Here is a 17,579-nt window from a genome sequence, read left to right as displayed (position 1 = left end):
TCACGCTCCCTTCCCCGCGCGGCGTTCGGTCGGCTGCGTCACCCGGTCCAGCATCAGGCCGAGGCAGACGATCGCCGCGCCGGCCACGAGACCGGTCGCCAGGTCGCCCTGGGCGAGGCCGAAGACGACGTCGTAGCCGAGCGCGCCACCGCCGACCAGGCCGCCGATGATGACGACGGCGAGGACCAGGACGACGCCCTGGTTGACGGCGAGCAGCAGCGCCGGACGGGCCAGCGGGAGCTGGACCTGCCGCATCTCCTGTCCGCTGGTCGCGCCCAGCGAGCGGGCCGACTCCAACGCGGCCTGGTCGACCTGGCGCAGCCCCTGGGCGGTGATGCGGACGACGGCCGGCAGCGCGTACACGACCGCCGCGGCGACGGCGGGGGCGCGGCCGACGCCGAACAGGGCGACGACCGGGATCAGGTACACGAACTGCGGCATCGTCTGGAAGACGTCCAGGACGGGCCGCAGCATCCGCTCGAAGCGGTCGCTGCGGGCCGCCGCCATGCCGGTCGCGAAGCCGATGACGAGGGTGACGGCGACGGCCGCCAGGACCTGCGAGAGCGTGTCCAGCGACGGCTTCCACACACCGAGCACACCGATCCCGGCCATGGCGAGGACGGCGGTGAGCGCGGTGCGCCAGGTGCCGATCAGCCAGGCGAGGGCGGCGACGATCAGCAGCACGGACCACCAGGGCAGCCACTGCAGGCCGCCGCGGACGGGGTCGAGGACGTAGGTGGTGAAGCGGCCCGCCCAGTCGGCGGTGCCGCCCACGTACGGGACGCCCGAGTACAGGTGGGCGGTCATCCAGTCGACGGCCCGGTTGACCGGCTCGGCGATGTTCACGGTCCAGGCGTCGGGCCAGTCGAGGCGCCCCGCCAGACGCCCGGCGACGGCCACGACGGCCGTGGCTGCCAGGACGTACAGCCAGCCCGTGGCGGGCCGCGGCTCCGGGTCGGCGAGCCGTTCCCCGGCCGCGCCCGTCACACGGTCCAGGACGACGGCGAGGAGCACGATCGGGATGCCGGCCGCGAGCGCGGCGCCCACGTCGACCGAGGCCAGCGCCTGGTAGACGCGGTCACCGAGGCCGCCGGCGCCGATCACGGAGGCGATGACCGCCATGGACAGCGCCATCATGATCGTCTGGTTGAGGCCGAGCAGGAGTTCCTTGCGGGCCAGCGGGATACGGGCGGTCAGCAGGCGCTGCCGTGCGGTGGCGCCCAGCGACTCGACCGCCTCCAGCACCTCCTTGTCGGCGCCGCGCAGGCCGAGCGCCGTGAGCCGGGCCATGGGCGGGGCGGCGTAGATCACCGTGGCGAGGACGGCCGCGGGCACGCCGATGCCGAAGACCAGCACGACGGGGAGCAGGTAGGCGAAGGCCGGGAGCACCTGCATGGTGTCGAGGACCGGGCGCAGGACGCGGTCCATCCGGTCCGACAGGCCGGCGGCCAGTCCCAGCAGGGCACCCACGACCACCGACACGAGGACCGCGACCACCATGAGCGCGAGCGTCTGCATGGTCGGCACCCACATGCCGAGCAGGCCGCAGGCCAGGAACGCGACCGCCGTGCCGAGTGCCAGCCTGACGCCGGCGACGCGCCAGGCGACGAGGGCGCCGACGGCCGTGACACCGGCCCAGCCCACGGCGAGGAGGGCGAGGTAGACGGCGCGTACGGAGACGACGACGGCGTTGCTGACGTGGCCGAGGAAGTACAGGAACAGCGGGTGGCTGTCCCGGTTGTCGATGACCCAGTCGCTGGCCTTGGTCAGCGGCCCGGACACGTCGATGGTGAGCGCGGCCGGCCAGCTGCCGCTCGCCCAGCGGGCGTTGGCCAGCGGGACGAGGATCGCGGCGGCGAGCGCGAGCAGCAGCAGCTTGCGGACGGCGCGGTGCCTGAGGATGCCGGAGAGGCTGATACGCGGGGGCTGTGCGGTGATCGTCGCCATCAGACCGCCTCCTTGGGGCGCTCCGTTCCGGCGACGACTTCCAGCAGTGCGTCGGAGTCGACCACCCCCACGCACCGTCCGCCGTCCACCACCCGGGCCGGCGCTCCGGCCCGGGCCACCGCCTCGATCGCCTCCGACACCGTGGCGTCGGGGGCGACCGCCGGGCCGTTGCCCGCGTCGTCCGCCGACACGGTGCGCATGGCGGTGCGGACGGTCATGACCTGCTCGCGCGGGACGTCCCGGACGAACTCGCGGACGTAGTCGTCGGCCGGGGAGCCCACGATCTCCTCGGGGGTGCCGAGCTGCACGATCGCGCCGTCGCGCATCAGGGCGATGCGGTCGCCCAGCTTGAGGGCCTCGCTGAGGTCGTGGGTGATGAAGACCATCGTGCGGCCCTCCTCGTGGTGCAGCCGGATCACCTCCTCCTGCATGTCGCGCCGGATCAGCGGGTCGAGGGCGCTGAACGGCTCGTCGAAGAGGAGGACCTCCGGGTCGACGGCGAGCGCGCGGGCGAGCCCCACGCGCTGGCGCTGACCACCCGACAGCTGGCCGGGCCTGCGCTGCTCCATGCCCTCCAGGCCGACCTTGGCGACGACCTCGGCGGCCCGCTCACGGCGCTCGGACTTGCCGACGCCCTGGATTTCCAGGCCGTACGCCACGTTGTCCAGGACCGTGCGGTGCGGCAGCAGGCCGAAGTGCTGGAAGACCATCGCGGCGCGGTGGCGGCGCAGTTCGCGCAGCCGGGCCTTGTCCATGGCGCGGACGTCCTCGCCGTCGATGGCGATGGTGCCCGCGGTCGGCTCGATCAGCCGGGTCAGACAGCGCACCAGCGTGGACTTGCCGGAGCCGGACAGGCCCATGACGACGAAGACCTCACCTTTGCGCACGTCGAAGCTGACGTCCCGGACGGCGGCCGTACAGCCGGTGCGGCTGCGCAGCTCGGCGGGCGGGAGTCCGGTCAGCTCGGGGTCCTCGGGCACGCGTCCGGCCTTCGGGCCGAACACCTTCCACAGGCCGTCCACGGAGAAGACCGGCGCGCCGGCGGTCTCGTCTCCCACGTTGTTGTCCTTCACTGCCGTAGCCATCACGCAGCACCTCCGATCAGGTCGGCGGCCTTCTCCCCGACCATGAGGACGCCGATCATGGGGTTCACGGCGGTCATGGTCGGGAACACGGAGGCGTCCGCGATGCGGATGCCGTCGAGGCCGCGGATCTTCAAATCCGGGTCCACCACTGCCAGGGGGTCGTCCGCCGACCCCATGCGGCACGTGCCCGCCGGGTGGTACACGGTGTGCGCGACCTTGCGGGCGTACTCGCTGAGCTCCTCGTCACCGGTGACGTCGGGGCCGGGACACACCTCCCGCTTGAGCCAGCCCGCCAGCGGTTCGGTCTTGGCGATCTCGCGGGCGATGCGGATGCCGTCGACGAGGGTGCGGCCGTCGTAGTCGTCCTCGTCGGTGAAGTAGCGGAAGTCGAGCGCGGGCTTCTCGTTCGGGTCGGCGCTCTTCAGGTAGAGCCGGCCGCGGCTCTTCGGCTTGGGGATGTTGGGGGTCATCGAGACGCCGAACTCCGGCCGCTGGTAGCCCAGTCGCTCCGGGTTGTCCGTGAACGGGATCTGGTAGAAGTGGAACATCAGGTCGGGGCCCGCGCCGGCGGGGTCGCGGCGCACGAACAGGCCCGCGTCGGAGTCCATCGCGGAGTTCTCCGGGATCGGGCCGTTCGTCTCCCAGACGATGACCGACTCGGGGTGGTCGAGCAGGTTCTCGCCGACGCCCGGCAGGTCGTGCACGACGGGGATGCCGAGGGCCTCCAGGTCGGTCTTCGGACCGATGCCGGAGTGCAGCAGCAGCCGGGGCGAGTCGACGGCGCCCGCGCACAGCAGCACCTCGCGCCGGGCGCGGACCAGGAGTTCCTCGCCGTCCTTGGTGCGCACATGGACGCCCTCGGCGCGGGTGCCGTTCAGCTCCAGCTTGTACGCCCAGGTCTCCAGCAGGATCGTCAGGTTGGCCCGCTCGTCCATCACCGGGTGCAGGTACGCCACCGACGCCGACGAACGCTTGTTGTTCTCCGGGTGGTAGGCGAGGTCGAAGAAGCCGACGCCCTCGGTGAACGGCTTCTTGTTGAAGCCCTCGACGCGGGGGACGCCGAGCGCCTGCTGGGCCGCGTCGACGAAGTCTCGGGCGATGGCGTTCCGGTCCTTCTCGTCGACCGGGACGATGTTGTTCAGCAGACGGGCGTAGAACGCCTCCATCGGGACGGCGCCCCAGCCCTTGGCGCCGGCCGCCTCCCACTCGTCCCAGTCGGACGGCAGCGGCTTGAAGGCGATGAGGGTGTTGTGGGAGGAGCAGCCGCCGAGGACGCGGGCGCGGCTGTGCCGGATGTGCGAGTTGCCGCGCGGCTGCTCGGTGGTCGGGTAGTCGTAGTCGAGGTCGCCGCCGAGCAGGCCCATCCAGCGGCGCAGCGTCAGCACGTCCTCGCGGTCTCTGTCGCTGGGGCCGCCCTCGATGACGGCGACGGTGACATCGGGGTTCTCGGTCAGGCGGGAGGCTATGACGGAGCCGGCCGTGCCGCCGCCGATGACGACGTAATCGAACTCGTGGGTGTTGTCGGGCATGGAGGTGGTACTCCCTGGGGGGATCAGGAGTCGGAAGCTGTGGGTGAGGACGGACAGGGGGAGTCGGGCCGCGATGGGGAGCCGGGCCGGGAAGCGGGGGTGGTCAGCCCGCGAACCAGCGCACCGGCTTCGGCGCGAGGTTCTGGTAGACGTGCTTGGTCTCGCGGTACTCGGCGAGTCCGGCGGGGCCGAGCTCGCGGCCCACCCCGCTCTTGCCGAAGCCGCCCCACTCCGCCTGCGGAAGATAGGGGTGGAAGTCGTTGATCCAGATGGTGCCGTGGCGCAGCCGGGCGGCCACGCGCCGGGCGCGGCCCGCGTCGGCGGTCCAGACGGCGCCCGCGAGCCCGTACTCGGTGTCGTTGGCGAGGGCGACCGCCTCGTCCTCCGTGCGGAAGGTCTCGACGGTGAGGACCGGCCCGAAGACCTCCTCCCGGACGACCCGCATGTCGCGGTGGCAGTGGTCGAGGACGGTCGGCTCGTAGAAGTAGCCGTCGGCGGGGCGTGCGTCGCCGGGTTCGGGGCGGCGGCCGCCGGAGCGCAGCACCGCGCCCTCCGAGAGCGCGGAGGCGACGTAGTCCTCGACCTTCGCGCGCTGCTGCTCGGAGACCAGCGGCCCGCACTCGACGCCGGCCTCGGTGCCGCGGCCGAGGCGGATCCGCTCGGCCCTGCGGGCGAGTTCGGTGACGAAACGGTCCCTGACCGACTCCTCGATGATCAGCCGCCCGCCCGCCGAGCAGACCTGGCCGCTGTGGATGAAGGCCGCGTTGAGGGCCTGGTCGACGGCGGTGTCGAAGGCCTCGTCGGTGGCGCAGGCGTCGGCGAAGACGACGTTGGGGTTCTTGCCGCCGAGTTCGAGGGCGACCTTCTTGACGGTGGGGGCGGCGGCCTGCGCCACCTTGGTGCCGCTGACCAGGCCGCCGGTGAAGGAGACGAGGTCGACGTCCGGGTGCTCGGCGAGCCGGGCGCCGACGGTGTGGCCGGGCCCGGTGACGATGTTGGCGACCCCGGTGGGCAGGCCCGCCTCGACCAGCAGCTCGATCAGGGCGACCGTCGACAGCGGGGTGATCTCGCTCGGCTTGATGACGAAGGTGTTGCCGGCCGCGAGCGCGGGAGCGACCTTCCAGCTGGCCTGGAGGAGGGGGTAGTTCCAGGGCGTGATCATCGCGCAGACGCCGATCGGCTCGTGCACGACGACGCTGTGGATGTCGGGTGAGCCCGCGTCGACGACCCGGCCGGGGGCCTCGGCGGCGACCAGGTCGGCGAAGTAACGGAAGGCGTCGACCACGCAGTCGACGTCGACCCGGCCCTCTTCGACGGTCTTGCCGGCGTCCCTGCTCTCCAGCAGGCCTATCTTCTCCCGGTCGCGCACCAGGAGGTCGGCCACGCGGCGCAGCAGCGCGGCGCGCTCGGCGACGGGGGTGCGCGGCCAGCCGCCCTCGTCGAAGGCGCGGCGGGCGGCCGCGACCGCCAGGTCGGTGTCCTTCTCGTCACCCTCCGAAACCACGGCGAACGGCAGAGCGTCGGCGGGATCGATGATCTCGCGCGTGGCGCCGGAGGCTGCTTCCAGCCACTCCCCTCCCGCGTGAATGGTCCTGCGTGCCTCGACTGCCTTCGGTTCCGTACTGTCCGCCATGATCCGGTATTGCCTTCCGTTCCTGTTCAGCGCCTCTGTGTCACACATGTGTCACTCACCGAGACCGTGAGCGCCTGCCCCCGACCTGCGAATGCATGCCTGATCCGTGGCCGAAAGTGCGCTGTGTCACTGAACATGCGGGCAAACCCGGACAAATCTCAGGGGTTTCAGCCCAGGCCGGTGTCCGTCCCCGCCCCGCAGGTCGTGTCCGGCGGGCAGAAGTGGGCGAGCGCGATGTCCAGCAGCTCGTGTTCGTCGTCGCGGCCGTCCGCGTCGGGGCCGTAGGCGGCGATCGCGTACACCTTGCCGTCCGGGGCCACGAAGCGTTCGTCCACCACGTGCCAGGTACCGACCTCGGGCTCGCCCTTGATGGAGTCGGCGAGGTACTCCAGCCGGGCGGCGACGAACTCGCCGTCGTTCATGTGGTCAAGATCGAGCTCCTCGAACCCCTCGGGCTTCGGGGTGTCGTCGGAGAGGAACAGCTCGAAGGACTCGTCGGGAGAGGCCTCCGCCACCTCGAACACCTGCAGTCGCCGTTCGCCGTCGGAGCTGCGGTAGCTGACCACGTCCATGCCGTGCTGGGAGGCCACCGCCTTCCGCGTCCAGCCCACGGGCCGGGCGAGGGTGAAGCCCTCGGTGTCCTCGTAGAGCTCGTATCCGGCGGGGGGCTCGGTGGCCGGGTCGGACGGTGAGGCCGTCCGGCCGGTGGTCGGCTCGGGTTCCTCGGTGGCGAACGTCGAGCTTTCGGTGGTCGGGGACGCGCTCGACGCCTTGCCGCCGCGGTCGTCCTTGCCGTCACCGCCGGCCGGCAGCGTCAGCACCAGCGCCGCGGCGACCCCTGCCGCGGCGGCCCCGCCCAGCACGGACCACACGAGCCGGCGGCTGTACCCGCGGGTGACGGCCGGTACGGGCACCGTCGGGTCCGCGGGCGGCCAGACGCCGCCGGGCGGCGGATCCTGCGGCAGCTCCGGGGTGGACCAGCTGCCGCCGCCCGGCTGATCGGCCGTGTGCGGTGCAAGGGGCACGAAGTCCGGGCGCGGCGGGGGCGGCGGGGTGACCTGAGCCGCCCTCTCGGTGCCGTCCTCCCAGCGCTGGGTCTCCTCGTTCCAGTACCGCTGTCCCCCGCTCATAGCGTTCCTCTCACCTCGCCGGACGTCTCATCTCCACACGCCACGTCCCCCCGGACGTCACATTCCCAGCAGCCCGGCCACCGTCCCGGCCGACGCGAACAGCGTCAGGACGGTCTGGGCGTCCCCGAGCAGGTCCCGCAGCCGCTGGAGGCGGCCCTCACCGGCCCGTCCGGTCCGGCTGATCTCGTCCTCGGTCTCCGCCAGGGCGGTGTCCAGCTGCGCGGTCTCCTCGCTCTGCCGCACCCGGGTCAGGTCGGCCCGCAGCTCCCGTACGGCCTTCAGCAGTTCCTCGGCGGCCTCGTCGCGCGGGGCCGAGATGCCGTGGTGGCTCTCGGCGTGCGCGTGGCTGCCGATGGCGAAGGTGCTGCGCTCGACGTTGCCGCCGATGCTGACGCTGGGCTCATCCGTTGCCATCGCTGTCGGATCCCTTCTGCGGCGCGTCGCCGCCGGTCGTGCTGGAGGAGGCGGAGGCGTGGCTGCCGACGGCGAAGGTGCTGCCCTCGACTCCGCCCTCGATGTTCACGCCGCCGCTGCTGATGTTGACGATCTTCTGGACGAACTCGCCGGTCTGGTAACCGGCGTCGGCGATCGCGGCCTTCACCCCGTTCGCGACCCGGTCCTGGATGCTCTTGAGGTAGCGCTGGACGTCCATCTCCTGGAAGAGGGACCCGCCCCGCACCGAGCCCAGTTCCCGCACCGACAGGGCGGGCCCGTCGGGCAGCGCCGCCGCGTAGCCGCCGGTCAGCAGCCGCCACGCGTACACCACGCCCTTGCCCAGGGCGACCAGCGAGCGGGCCACCGAGCCGGGCACCCGGGCGACGGCCCAGGCAGCCTTGCCGAGCACGTTGTTGTGGCGGAAGCGGTGGGCCGTGCGGTCGGCGTCCTTGAAGTCCGCGCGCACCGGCAGCAGCACATGCGGGGCGATCTCCAGCATGAGCATGCCGCCCTGGGTGTGGATGCGCACGAAGACCGTGACGACCAGCTCCTCCTCCCAGCCGCCGACGCGGATGCGCAGGAAGTGCCGGCGCTTCTCGGCGCCCTCCTCGACCGCGCGCGCCCGGTGCTCCTCGAAGGCCTGCGGGTGGTACGGCGCCTCCTCGCGCCGCCCCAGCCCCTCCGCGGGCAGGAACACGCACTCGTCGACCTCCAGCCAGCGCAGCCGGTCCCGCACCGACTGACCGGCGTACTCGGAGGGCAGCCGCAGTTGTTCGAGCAGCGGCCGGATCTTCTCCAGCACCGTCCGGTTGCTGATCGGCTGCTGCTTCTTCATGCCGTCGGGCCGCAGCTCGACGGCGAGGACCCAGGTCTCGTAGGCCGCACCGGCCCCGCAGAACGGCCGCGCCTCGTGGTACATGATCAGCGGGGCGTGCTGCTCCAGCCGGATGCGGTCCTTCAGCCGCTGGAACCGCTGCCCCTCGGCCTGCTCCGCGGGATCACCGGCGGCGTCCGGGAAGCGCTGCGGTGACAGTTCGGCGGCCAGCACGCGGGCGAACTGCCCGCGCTGCGCGGCCGTGCACAGCGCGATGAGCACGAACACGACCAGGGCGAGCCAGGCCTGCCAGGGCTCGAACAGCTCACCCATGTCACTGGAGGTGGGGAGCAGGACATCGGACAGGTCCGGCGTGCCGGCGAAGCCTGAGCCGTCCATGCCGGAGGAGTCGTACGAGTCGTAGGAGTCGTAGGACGATCCGTACGAGGAGCCGTCGTCGTTGCCGCCGAAGGCCGCGACCAGCGTGGCGACCAGCAGCCAGGCGAAGCCGATGCGGCCCCACCAGCGGAGCAGGAAGGCCGGCGCCCTCCGGTACAGGGGTGGCCGGTCGGCGCTGCCCCTGACCCAGGACGCGATCGCGAGGAAGAGGCTGGGGCCCAGGAAGGTGGCCAGCAGACCCCCGGTCAGCGCCGCGCCGACGATCCACAGGCCGAGGATCGCGCCGGCCCACAGCAGCTCGTGGCGCCGGGCCCGCAGGGCGTGGGCGAGGACGCGGGCCGCGTCGAAGCCGAGCGAGGGGGCCACGATCCGCTGCTCGTTGAGATGCAGCTGCTCGATGACGCGGTCCCGGTAACCGGAGTCCAGATAGGTGCCCGCGCACAGCAGCCGGGTCGCCTCGCTGGCGTGCGGGGGTGTGGGCGGCGGCGCCGGTGGTGCGCCGGCGTGTGTCGGCTGCGGTTGCTGCGGCACGTATGAGGTGCTCACGCCACTCCCCCGATGTGCGGAAAGAACCTTGTTCAACCTTCAGTTGACGAGCCATCAGCATAGAGTGACCGGCGAGGCCCATGGAACCGGAATGCCGGGAGGCCTGCTGTGCGGCGGCGGATGCGCACAAGGTCTTCACCACGCACCGGTCCCGGAACGCACCGCTCCCGGAACGCACCGGTCCCCGGGCCGCCGCAGCAGCCCGGGGACCGGTGAGGAGATCCGCGTCGGATCAGATGAGGCCGAGGCCGCGGACCGCCTCGCGCTCCTCCTCCAGCTCCTTGACGGAGGCGTCGATACGGGCGCGGGAGAACTCGTTGATCTCCAGGCCCTGGACGATCTCGTACTTGCCGTCCTTCGTGGTGACCGGGAAGGAGGAGATCAGGCCCTCCGGGACGCCGTAGGAGCCGTCGGACGGGATGCCCATGGACACCCAGTCGCCCTCGGCGGTGCCGTTGACCCAGCTGTAGACGTGGTCGATGGCGGCGTTGGCGGCGGAGGCCGCGGAGGAGGCGCCACGGGCCTCGATGATCGCGGCGCCGCGCTTGGCGACGGTCGGGATGAAGTCCTCGGCCAGCCACTTCTCGTCGTTCACGACCTCGGCGGCGTTCTTGCCGGCGACCGTGGCGTGGAAGATGTCCGGGTACTGGGTGGCGGAGTGGTTGCCCCAGATCGTCAGCTTCTTGATCTCGGAGACCGGGACGCCGGTCTTCTTCGACAGCTGGGTCAGGGCGCGGTTGTGGTCCAGGCGCGTCATGGCCGTGAACCGCTCGGCCGGTACGTCGGGCGCCGCGGCCTGCGCGATCAGCGCGTTGGTGTTGGCCGGGTTGCCGACGACCAGGACCTTGATGTCGTCCGCGGCGTGGGCGTTGATGGCCTGGCCCTGCGGCTTGAAGATGCCGCCGTTGGCCTCAAGGAGGTCGCCGCGCTCCATGCCCTTGGTGCGGGGGCGCGCGCCCACGAGGAGGGCGACGTTGGTGCCGTCGAAGGCGACGTTCGGGTCGTCCGTGATGTCGATGCCCTGCAGGAGCGGGAACGCGCAGTCGTCCAGCTCCATGGCCGTGCCCTCGGCGGCCTTCAGCGCCGGGGTGATCTCCAGCAGGCGCAGCCTGACCGGCACGTCCGCGCCGAGCAGCTGACCGGAGGCGATGCGGAAGAGCAGGGCGTAACCGATCTGTCCGGCCGCGCCGGTGACGGTGACGTTCACGGGAGTGCGGGTCATGGCGTTCTCCGTATGACAGCTGGCGGTGGGGCGTTCCCGCCCCTGGGTGCGGGATCCGCGCCGCGGTGATCGATCAGCGGTGCGTCTGATCGATCTCTTGGCGTCAAGAGATCCGGCCGTCAGGCTATCGCGCATCCGGCATCCCGGACGGCCGGGTCGGTGTGGCCCACCCCACAAGTCGCAGCACACGGCAACGGAAAGGCGGCCGCCTGTCCGGGAGAGGGGGGATCAAGGCGGCCGCCGTGGGGGGATACCGTTGCCGGACTCCCGTGGGGGTACGTATCGCGTGCCCGGGATCAGGCCGCCCATGCGTGTGTCACGCCGATTCTTTTGTTCCCGGCGCCGGAGTGGCCGTCTGCCGGGGGCTGCCGCCCCTTTGGGGACGCCTCCCCGCTCAACTCCCCCGGCGCCGCCCTACCCCGTGCACCCCTTCTCCCCGGAGGCCAGCGTCGCACAGGCCGTAGCCTCCGCCGCCCCCTTCACCGCCACCATCGGCGTGTAGGCGATGGTGTCCCCGGCCACCGTGATCGAGCCGGTCTGCTGGGACTTCCCGGCGGTCACCTGCACCTCGTCCCCCTGCGCGGCCTGTGTGATGCGTCCCCAGGCCGCACCGCAGGTCTCGCTGTAGCGGACCTCGACGACGGTCGTGCCGACGGTCGCGGTCTTGGCGGTGGTCACCAGGTCACCGCTGCACCCCATGCTCTCCGCGTCCTTGCCGGTGCAGCCGGCACCGCTGCACTTCACCCCGGCCGGCAGATCGGTGTTGCCGCTCACGGACGGCGAAGGGGACGCCTTCGCACCCTCGTTGTCCTTGCCGCCGCCGTCCAGCAGGAAGAACGCCCCGGCGATCACCCCCACGACACCGACCACACCCGCGACGAACATCGGCAGCCGCTTGCGCGCCGCGGAGGAGCCGCCCCGCTGACGGGAGGGCCCCCGCGGCGGCTCACCGGGCGTGCCCGGGGCCGGGCCGACCCGGTCCAGGGGCGCCGTGGGCGCGGGCGCCGCCCCGGCCCCGGGCCTGCCGGCAGGCGACGGTCCCCGGTACCCGGCCAGTCCCCACGAGTTGCCGTCGGAGGGGCCGCCCGGCGTATCGCTCGCCGAAGCGTCCGGCGACTTCCCGAGCCGCGCCCCGCCACCGACCGCGTCCGCGCTCTCGGCAGCGGTCGGCTGCTGCGGTACCGAGGGCGACACGGGCGGCACCGTCGGCGCCACCCCGGCGGGACCGGCGATGCCGGGGGTGACCGTGGCGCTGCCGCTCCTGCGGGCCGTCCTGTCCTCCTTGGCGTTCGCCGGAGGCGCCGCGAGTTCGCCGAGCGCGGCGCGCGCCTGGGAGATCCGGATGGCCTCCATGGTCATGTCGTGCCGCATCTCCGAGCGGCTCCAGGCGCGCTCCGCGAGCTCCCACATGGTGGTGAGGTGCACGGGATTGGTCCCGGTGACCTCGGCCAGCGCCACGATCGCGCCCTTGGGCGCCAGCAGCCGGCCGTTGAGATAACGCTCCCAGGACGTCTTGCTGTACCCGGTGCGGTCGGCCAGCGCCGCGATGCTCAGGCCGCTGCGGTCCACGAGCCGCCGCAATTGGCCGGCGAATTCCCGGATCTGCGGATCGAGCTCGTCCGGCAAGGCTCTCCAACGAGGCATTGCTCCCCCCTCTTCCCCCCGGTTCGTGCTGGTCGTTCCCCCGTGCGTGGTGCCCTTGGCCGAGTCCTCGTCCTGGCTACCCACTGGGATGCGGCCGGTCGGGGTCTCAGTTTCCCGGGGTGGGGGCGCACGGGAGCATAACGGCCGCGGACGTGCACCGTCGCACGCCTACGGGCCTGCGGCACAGTGTCCCATCGGCAACCGCTCTCCACCGAATACGAACCCTGGAACCCGTACGGGACGCCCCGGACCGTCCCGATTGGCCACGCTAGCCCGGTTGTCGGACGAATTCGCATCACATCCGCGAACTTGTCGGAGCGTCGACGCACGGACCGCGCATATGTGGTAACGCACGGCACCTATGTCACGCCCACCCCCGCCTGCGTAGCGGAATGGTCACTTCCGTGCCACAGCGCACTGACAGCCGTTGAACAGCCCGTTCAAGGTGCGGGAGGTTGGTCAGGGCCGCGGCCCGTCCTCCCACGGGGGAGAGGACGGGCCGCCGCCCGGCGAGACCCGGGAGACCTGGTTTCTAGCTGCTGACCGTGAAGTGCAGCGTGTCCTTCAGGAACGGGATCTCCAGCAGCGGATGCGGCTGCGCCATCAGTGCCAGCAGGGTGATCGCGAGGCCCAGTACGCCGTACGTGGCGATGTCCGTGAAGCGGGACCGTACGGCGAGCATGCCGACGCCGGGCAGCAGCCAGCGCATCGCGGCACCGGCCAGCAGTCCGGCGCCGATCAGCAGCGTCCCGTACCGGAAGACGCCCAGCGCGGTGATCAGCAGGCCGAGCCCGACCAGGGTCAGCACGGTGAGGATCGGCCACTGCCGGGCGGGCGCGGGGGCGTCGCCGGGTGCCGCCCGGCCGCCGCCCTCGGGACGCGCGGTGTCCTTGGTGAACAGCGGGAAGCGACGCGTCGTGCGCCGGGGCCTGCCCTCGGCGTCGGGCGCGCTGACGGGGTCCCGGACCGCGATCTCTTCCGGGCCTTCCGAGCTTTCCGGGTGTCCCGGGCCGTCCGGGTTCTCCTCAGCCGACACTGCGCTCCGCCGCCTCGACCACGTTGACGAGCAGCTGTGCGCGGGTCATCGGGCCGACCCCGCCGGGGTTGGGGGAGATCCAGCCGGCGACCTCGGCGACGTCCGGGTGGACGTCCCCCACGATCTTGCCCTCGGCGCTGCGCGAGACGCCGACGTCGAGGACGGCCGCGCCCGGCTTGATGTCCTCGGGGCGGATCAGGTGGGCGGAGCCGGCGGCGGCGATGACGATGTCCGCGCGCTTGAGGTGGGCGGCCAGGTCACGCGTGCCCGTGTGGCACTGGGTCACCGTGGCGTTCTCGCTGCGCCGGGTCAGCAGCAGCGGCATCGGGCGGCCGATCGTCACGCCACGGCCGACGACCACGACCTCGGCGCCCTTGATCTCCACGCCGTACCGGCGCAGGAGGGTGAGGATGCCGTTGGGGGTGCAGGGCAGGGGCGCGGGCTCGTTCAGCACCAGCCGCCCGAGGTTCATCGGGTGCAGGCCGTCGGCGTCCTTGGCCGGGTCCATGAGTTCGAGGACGCGGTTCTCGTCGATGCCCTTGGGCAGCGGCAGCTGCACGATGTAACCGGTGCAGGCCGGGTCCTCGTTCAGCTCGCGGACCACCGCCTCGATCTCCTCCTGCGTCGCCGTGCCCGGCAGTTCACGCTGGATGGAGGCGATGCCGACCTGGGCGCAGTCGCGGTGCTTGCCGGCGACGTACTTCTGGCTGCCGGGGTCGTCCCCGACCAGGATCGTGCCGAGGCCGGGCGTGACGCCCTTTTCCCTCAGCGCCGCCACGCGGGCGGTCAGGTCGGACTTGATCGCGGCTGCGGTGGCCTTGCCATCGAGAATCTGGGCGGTCATGGCCCCATCCTCGCGGATGACCGGGCCCCGGTTCCAATCCGGTCACCATCCGGGCACCGCGGCGTTCGTCCCCCCGTATCCCCTCATGATCAGTGATGTTGCACTTGCACAACACATGAGAAATGCGGCTGGACAAGCCAGTAGATGGTGAAGAACGATGAGCTGCACAGTGCCGCGGGCAGCTCATCGGGGGGACGTACCGCACATCAAGAACTCTCCTCCGTACGGTGCCGCGCGTCGTCCCCGCACTTGGAACAACGGAGGAAGAACCGCCATGAGCTTCGGCGACCCCAACAACCCCTATGGCGCGCCCCAGGGGCAGCAGCAGCCGGGCTACGGCTACCCGCAGCAGGGGCAGGCGCCCGGATACGGCTACCCGCAGGCCCCTCCGGTGCAGCAGCAGTACGGCGGCGCCCCGGTGCCGACAACGATGCCGGGCTCGGTGAGCGGCGCCCGCGTGATGCTGTGGGTCATCGTCGGCCTGCAGATCCTCGGCGTGGCCCTGTTCGCCTTCGCCGCGGTGGGCGTGAACGCCGCCAAGAACGACGAGACGCTCAAGGAGGACGCCACCTTCCAGCAGCTGGCCGACTACTCGGCCGGCATGCTCTGGGGCCTCGTCGTGTTCGCGCTGGCCTGGGCCGTGTTCGCGGCCGTGCTGGCGCTGAAGTTCAACACCGGCGGCAACGGCGTGCGGATCACGACCCTGATCTTCGGCATCATCACCGCGATCCTGGGCCTCTACCCGTTCGTCGTCATCGGCCTCGTCCACACCGTGCTCGCCATCCTGGTCGCGGTGTTCGTGGGCAACGCGAACGGCAAGGCCTGGTTCACCCGGCCGCGCTACTGAACGCTCCGGGGCCGGCGACGAACCGGCACCCGCTGAAGGCTTCACGCCATTCACACCGAAAGGGCCGTGTCTCACCCGAACGAGGGGGACACGGCCCTGGCGCGTCCCCCTACCCTGACTCAGGTAGCTGTCAGGCACGGGGAGACGCACCTTGTACAGCATCATCGTGGTACCTCCGCCGACCACGGAGGACGAGACCGACCGCGCCCAGCTCCGGCTCGCGCCCGGCGAGCGGCTCAGCTTCGGCCGGTCCGGGGACAACGACCTCCGCATCGGGCACGACGGGGTGTCCCGCAGAGCCGGTGAGATCACCGCCCACGGCACCTTCTGGGCGCTGAGCAACCTCTCCTCCCACCAGACGTACGTGGTGGAGAACCCGGAGGGCGCCGGCGAGCACATCAAGGTGGCGCCGGGGCGGCTGGACGCACCGGTGCCCTTCGAGTTCTCGCGGATCGTGCTGCCGGCCGCGGGCGACCTGCTGCCGCTGGAGGTGTGGGCGCCCCGCCACGACTATGTGCACTGCGAGGCGAACCCCGCCGGCGGGACCACCGCCCCGGCCTTCTCCGTCGACCGCACCAAGCGCTACTTCGCGGTCCTGGCCGCCCTGTGCGAGCCCCGGCTGCGCGGCGATCCGCACGCGCCGCTGCCGACCGTCGACCAGGTCGTGGAACGCCTGCGTCCCGCCTGGCCGGCCGCGTCCCGGACATCGGTGCAGTGGAACATCGACTACCTGGCCGTGAAGCTGCGCCTGAAGCCGGGCCCGGAGGAGGCCGACACCGGCCCCCGTCTCAACGGCAAGAAGGAGTCCCTGGTCTCGCTGGCGCTCCGCTTCGACCTGGTCCGGGAGGACGACCTCGTCGTCCTGACGGCACCGTCGGGACGGGCGGTCCGGTGACCGAGCCGTACGCCGTGCCGGTGCCCAAGGGCTACCGGGTCGGCGTCTGGGAGGTGCGGGAGCCCATCGCGACGGGCGCCTTCGGCAGCGTGTACGCGGCCCGGCGCACGGGCGGGGGCGCCCAGCTGCCGCGCACGGCCGCCCTGAAGTTCCTGCCCACCGGCACCGGGACACCCCGTCAGCTGGCCCACCTGCGCGAACTGATCGAGCGCGAGGTCGAGTTGCACCGCCGGCTGAAGCAGCCTCGGCTGATCCGGATGTACGAGACCCATACCGTCGACGACCCGGCCGACCCCCGGCTCGACGGCGCCACCGTCCTCGTACTGGAGAAGGCGGAGGGGTCCCTGGCGGCGCTGCTCGCCGCGTCCCCGCGCCCGGCGTCCGGTCCGGCGTCGCTGGCACAGATCTGCGAGGGCCTGGCCCAGTTGCACCGGGCGGGCTGGGTGCACGGCGATCTGAAACCGGCGAACGTGCTGCTGATGCAGGACGGTTCGGTCCGGCTGGCCGACTTCAACATGGCCGCGGAACTGGAGGGCACGCACGCCTACACCCCCGCCTTCTCCACCCCCGACTACACCCCGCCGGAACTCCTGTGGTCGGAGATCGGCGAACGCGGCCGGCGCATCCGCCCCTCCGCCGACGTCTGGGCCTTCGGGGTCCTCACCCACCTCGTCCTCACCGGCTCCTTCCCCTTGCCCGGCGGCACCCCGACGGCCCGCCGCGACGCGGCCGCCGCCTACGCGCGCGGAACCGACGAACTGCGCCTGTCTCCCGAACTGCCGGACGCCTGGCGGGAGATCGTGCGGGCCTGTCTGACCCGTACGCACGCCGACCGCATCGGCACCCAAGCGCTGCTGCGGCAGGTCGAGGCCGCCGCCGGCACGGGCCGCTCACCCCGGCTGCCCCGCCTCCTCCTGCGCCGCCGCCGCTCCCGCCGTACGGCCGTCCTGGGCGCCGCGGCCGCCGTCCTCGCCGTGGCCGCCCTCGGTTACGGCCTCGACGGATGGCCGGGCAGCGGCGACGACGGCAAGGGCTCCACCGGCGCCGAGACCGAGAAGGTCACCCCCGCCACCTACGGCGCCTCCGAACTCCGCACGGACAAGGGCGTCCCCGTGGCCTACCGCCGGCTCATCGTCGACTCGGCCCACGACTGCGTCCAGCCGGAGGTCACCCCCGCGCTGATCGCCGCGCTGCTGAAGGTGGAGAGCGACTTCGACCCGGACCTCTCCGACCCGGACGCGGGCGAGGAGGGCGAGTACGGCATCGCCCGCTGGACCCCGTCCGTGCTGCGCTGGTGGATCCGCGAGGACGGTGTGCCCGCGAAGGAGACGCCCAGGCCGCCCCTCACCCCTTCCGAGTCCATCCCGGCGGTGAGCCGCTACCTCTGCTTCATCGAGCCACGCCTGAAGTCCTCCGGTCTGTCCGGCGACCGGCGGGTCCTGCTCGCCGTCGCCTACCGCACGTCCTACGAGACGGTGAACGACGCGGGCGGGGTTCCCCCGAAGTACCGTGACCACGCCGCCCGCGTCGCCCACTACCTCAAGGAGTACACCCCGCCCGGCAGGACGTGACC

The 17,579-nt window shown here is 72.1% G+C and carries 14 protein-coding genes; 3 read left to right on the top strand and 11 right to left on the bottom strand.

What is annotated here, in order from left to right:
• From NW895_RS09425 to NW895_RS09375, 11 genes are all read right to left on the bottom strand, one after another.
• Window positions 1-1,947 carry an ABC transporter permease subunit gene (locus NW895_RS09425; protein ID WP_289934926.1) on the bottom strand — a complete coding sequence of 649 codons (1,947 nt, stop codon included), beginning with the start codon at window positions 1,945-1,947 and terminating at the stop codon, window positions 1-3.
• Window positions 1,947-3,032 carry a glycine betaine/L-proline ABC transporter ATP-binding protein gene (locus NW895_RS09420; protein ID WP_289934925.1) on the bottom strand — a complete coding sequence of 362 codons (1,086 nt, stop codon included), beginning with the start codon at window positions 3,030-3,032 and terminating at the stop codon, window positions 1,947-1,949. The genes NW895_RS09425 and NW895_RS09420 overlap by 1 nt, the downstream gene beginning before the upstream one ends.
• Window positions 3,032-4,561 carry a GMC oxidoreductase gene (locus tag NW895_RS09415; RefSeq protein WP_289934924.1) on the bottom strand — a complete coding sequence of 510 codons (1,530 nt, stop codon included), beginning with the start codon at window positions 4,559-4,561 and terminating at the stop codon, window positions 3,032-3,034. The genes NW895_RS09420 and NW895_RS09415 overlap by 1 nt, the downstream gene beginning before the upstream one ends.
• Window positions 4,562-4,664: 103 nt before the next feature.
• Window positions 4,665-6,194: an aldehyde dehydrogenase family protein gene (locus tag NW895_RS09410; RefSeq protein ID WP_289934923.1), complete on the bottom strand. Its 1,530-nt coding sequence runs from the start codon at window positions 6,192-6,194 to the stop codon at window positions 4,665-4,667.
• A gap of 167 nt (window positions 6,195-6,361) precedes the next feature.
• Window positions 6,362-7,324 carry a hypothetical protein gene (locus NW895_RS09405; protein ID WP_289934922.1) on the bottom strand — a complete coding sequence of 321 codons (963 nt, stop codon included), beginning with the start codon at window positions 7,322-7,324 and terminating at the stop codon, window positions 6,362-6,364.
• A 57-nt stretch (window positions 7,325-7,381) separates the two neighbouring features.
• Window positions 7,382-7,738, bottom strand: coding sequence for a hypothetical protein (locus NW895_RS09400; RefSeq protein ID WP_289934921.1), 357 nt, complete (start codon window positions 7,736-7,738; stop codon window positions 7,382-7,384).
• Window positions 7,725-9,518, bottom strand: a complete 1,794-nt coding sequence (locus tag NW895_RS09395) for a hypothetical protein (protein WP_289934920.1) — start codon at window positions 9,516-9,518, stop codon at window positions 7,725-7,727. The genes NW895_RS09400 and NW895_RS09395 overlap by 14 nt, the downstream gene beginning before the upstream one ends.
• Before the next feature lie 232 nt (window positions 9,519-9,750).
• Complete coding sequence (locus NW895_RS09390; protein WP_289934919.1) at window positions 9,751-10,740, bottom strand: malate dehydrogenase; 990 nt, start codon at window positions 10,738-10,740, stop codon at window positions 9,751-9,753.
• 414 nt (window positions 10,741-11,154) lie between these two features.
• Window positions 11,155-12,384, bottom strand: coding sequence for an XRE family transcriptional regulator (locus NW895_RS09385; protein ID WP_289934918.1), 1,230 nt, complete (start codon window positions 12,382-12,384; stop codon window positions 11,155-11,157).
• Window positions 12,385-12,916: 532 nt separating this feature from the next.
• Window positions 12,917-13,357 (bottom strand): DUF3017 domain-containing protein, encoded by a 441-nt coding sequence (locus NW895_RS09380; protein WP_289935501.1) that lies wholly within the window; start codon window positions 13,355-13,357, stop codon window positions 12,917-12,919.
• Window positions 13,358-13,409: 52 nt separating this feature from the next.
• On the bottom strand, window positions 13,410-14,264 hold the full coding sequence (locus tag NW895_RS09375; protein WP_289934917.1) for a bifunctional methylenetetrahydrofolate dehydrogenase/methenyltetrahydrofolate cyclohydrolase: 855 nt from the start codon (window positions 14,262-14,264) through the stop codon (window positions 13,410-13,412).
• Between the two features lie 274 nt (window positions 14,265-14,538).
• Between NW895_RS09375 and NW895_RS09370 the strand changes: the two genes are divergently transcribed.
• The 3 genes from NW895_RS09370 to NW895_RS09360 all read left to right on the top strand — a co-directional run bounded on the left by NW895_RS09370 (window position 14,539) and on the right by NW895_RS09360 (window position 17,577).
• The gene (locus tag NW895_RS09370; RefSeq protein ID WP_289934916.1) at window positions 14,539-15,111 is read left to right on the top strand and encodes a hypothetical protein; all 573 of its coding nucleotides are present in this window, start codon (window positions 14,539-14,541) and stop codon (window positions 15,109-15,111) included.
• Window positions 15,112-15,262: 151 nt separating this feature from the next.
• Complete coding sequence (locus NW895_RS09365; protein ID WP_289934915.1) at window positions 15,263-16,006, top strand: FHA domain-containing protein; 744 nt, start codon at window positions 15,263-15,265, stop codon at window positions 16,004-16,006.
• The gene (locus NW895_RS09360; RefSeq protein WP_289934914.1) at window positions 16,003-17,577 is read left to right on the top strand and encodes a protein kinase; all 1,575 of its coding nucleotides are present in this window, start codon (window positions 16,003-16,005) and stop codon (window positions 17,575-17,577) included. Before NW895_RS09365 ends, NW895_RS09360 begins: the two co-directional genes overlap by 4 nt.
• Window positions 17,578-17,579: the final 2 nt, after the last annotated feature.

The organism is Streptomyces sp. S.PNR 29 (assembly GCF_030386795.1).
Classification (GTDB): Bacteria; Actinomycetota; Actinomycetes; order Streptomycetales; family Streptomycetaceae; genus Streptomyces.
This window is presented reverse-complemented; position numbering and strand designations above follow the sequence as displayed.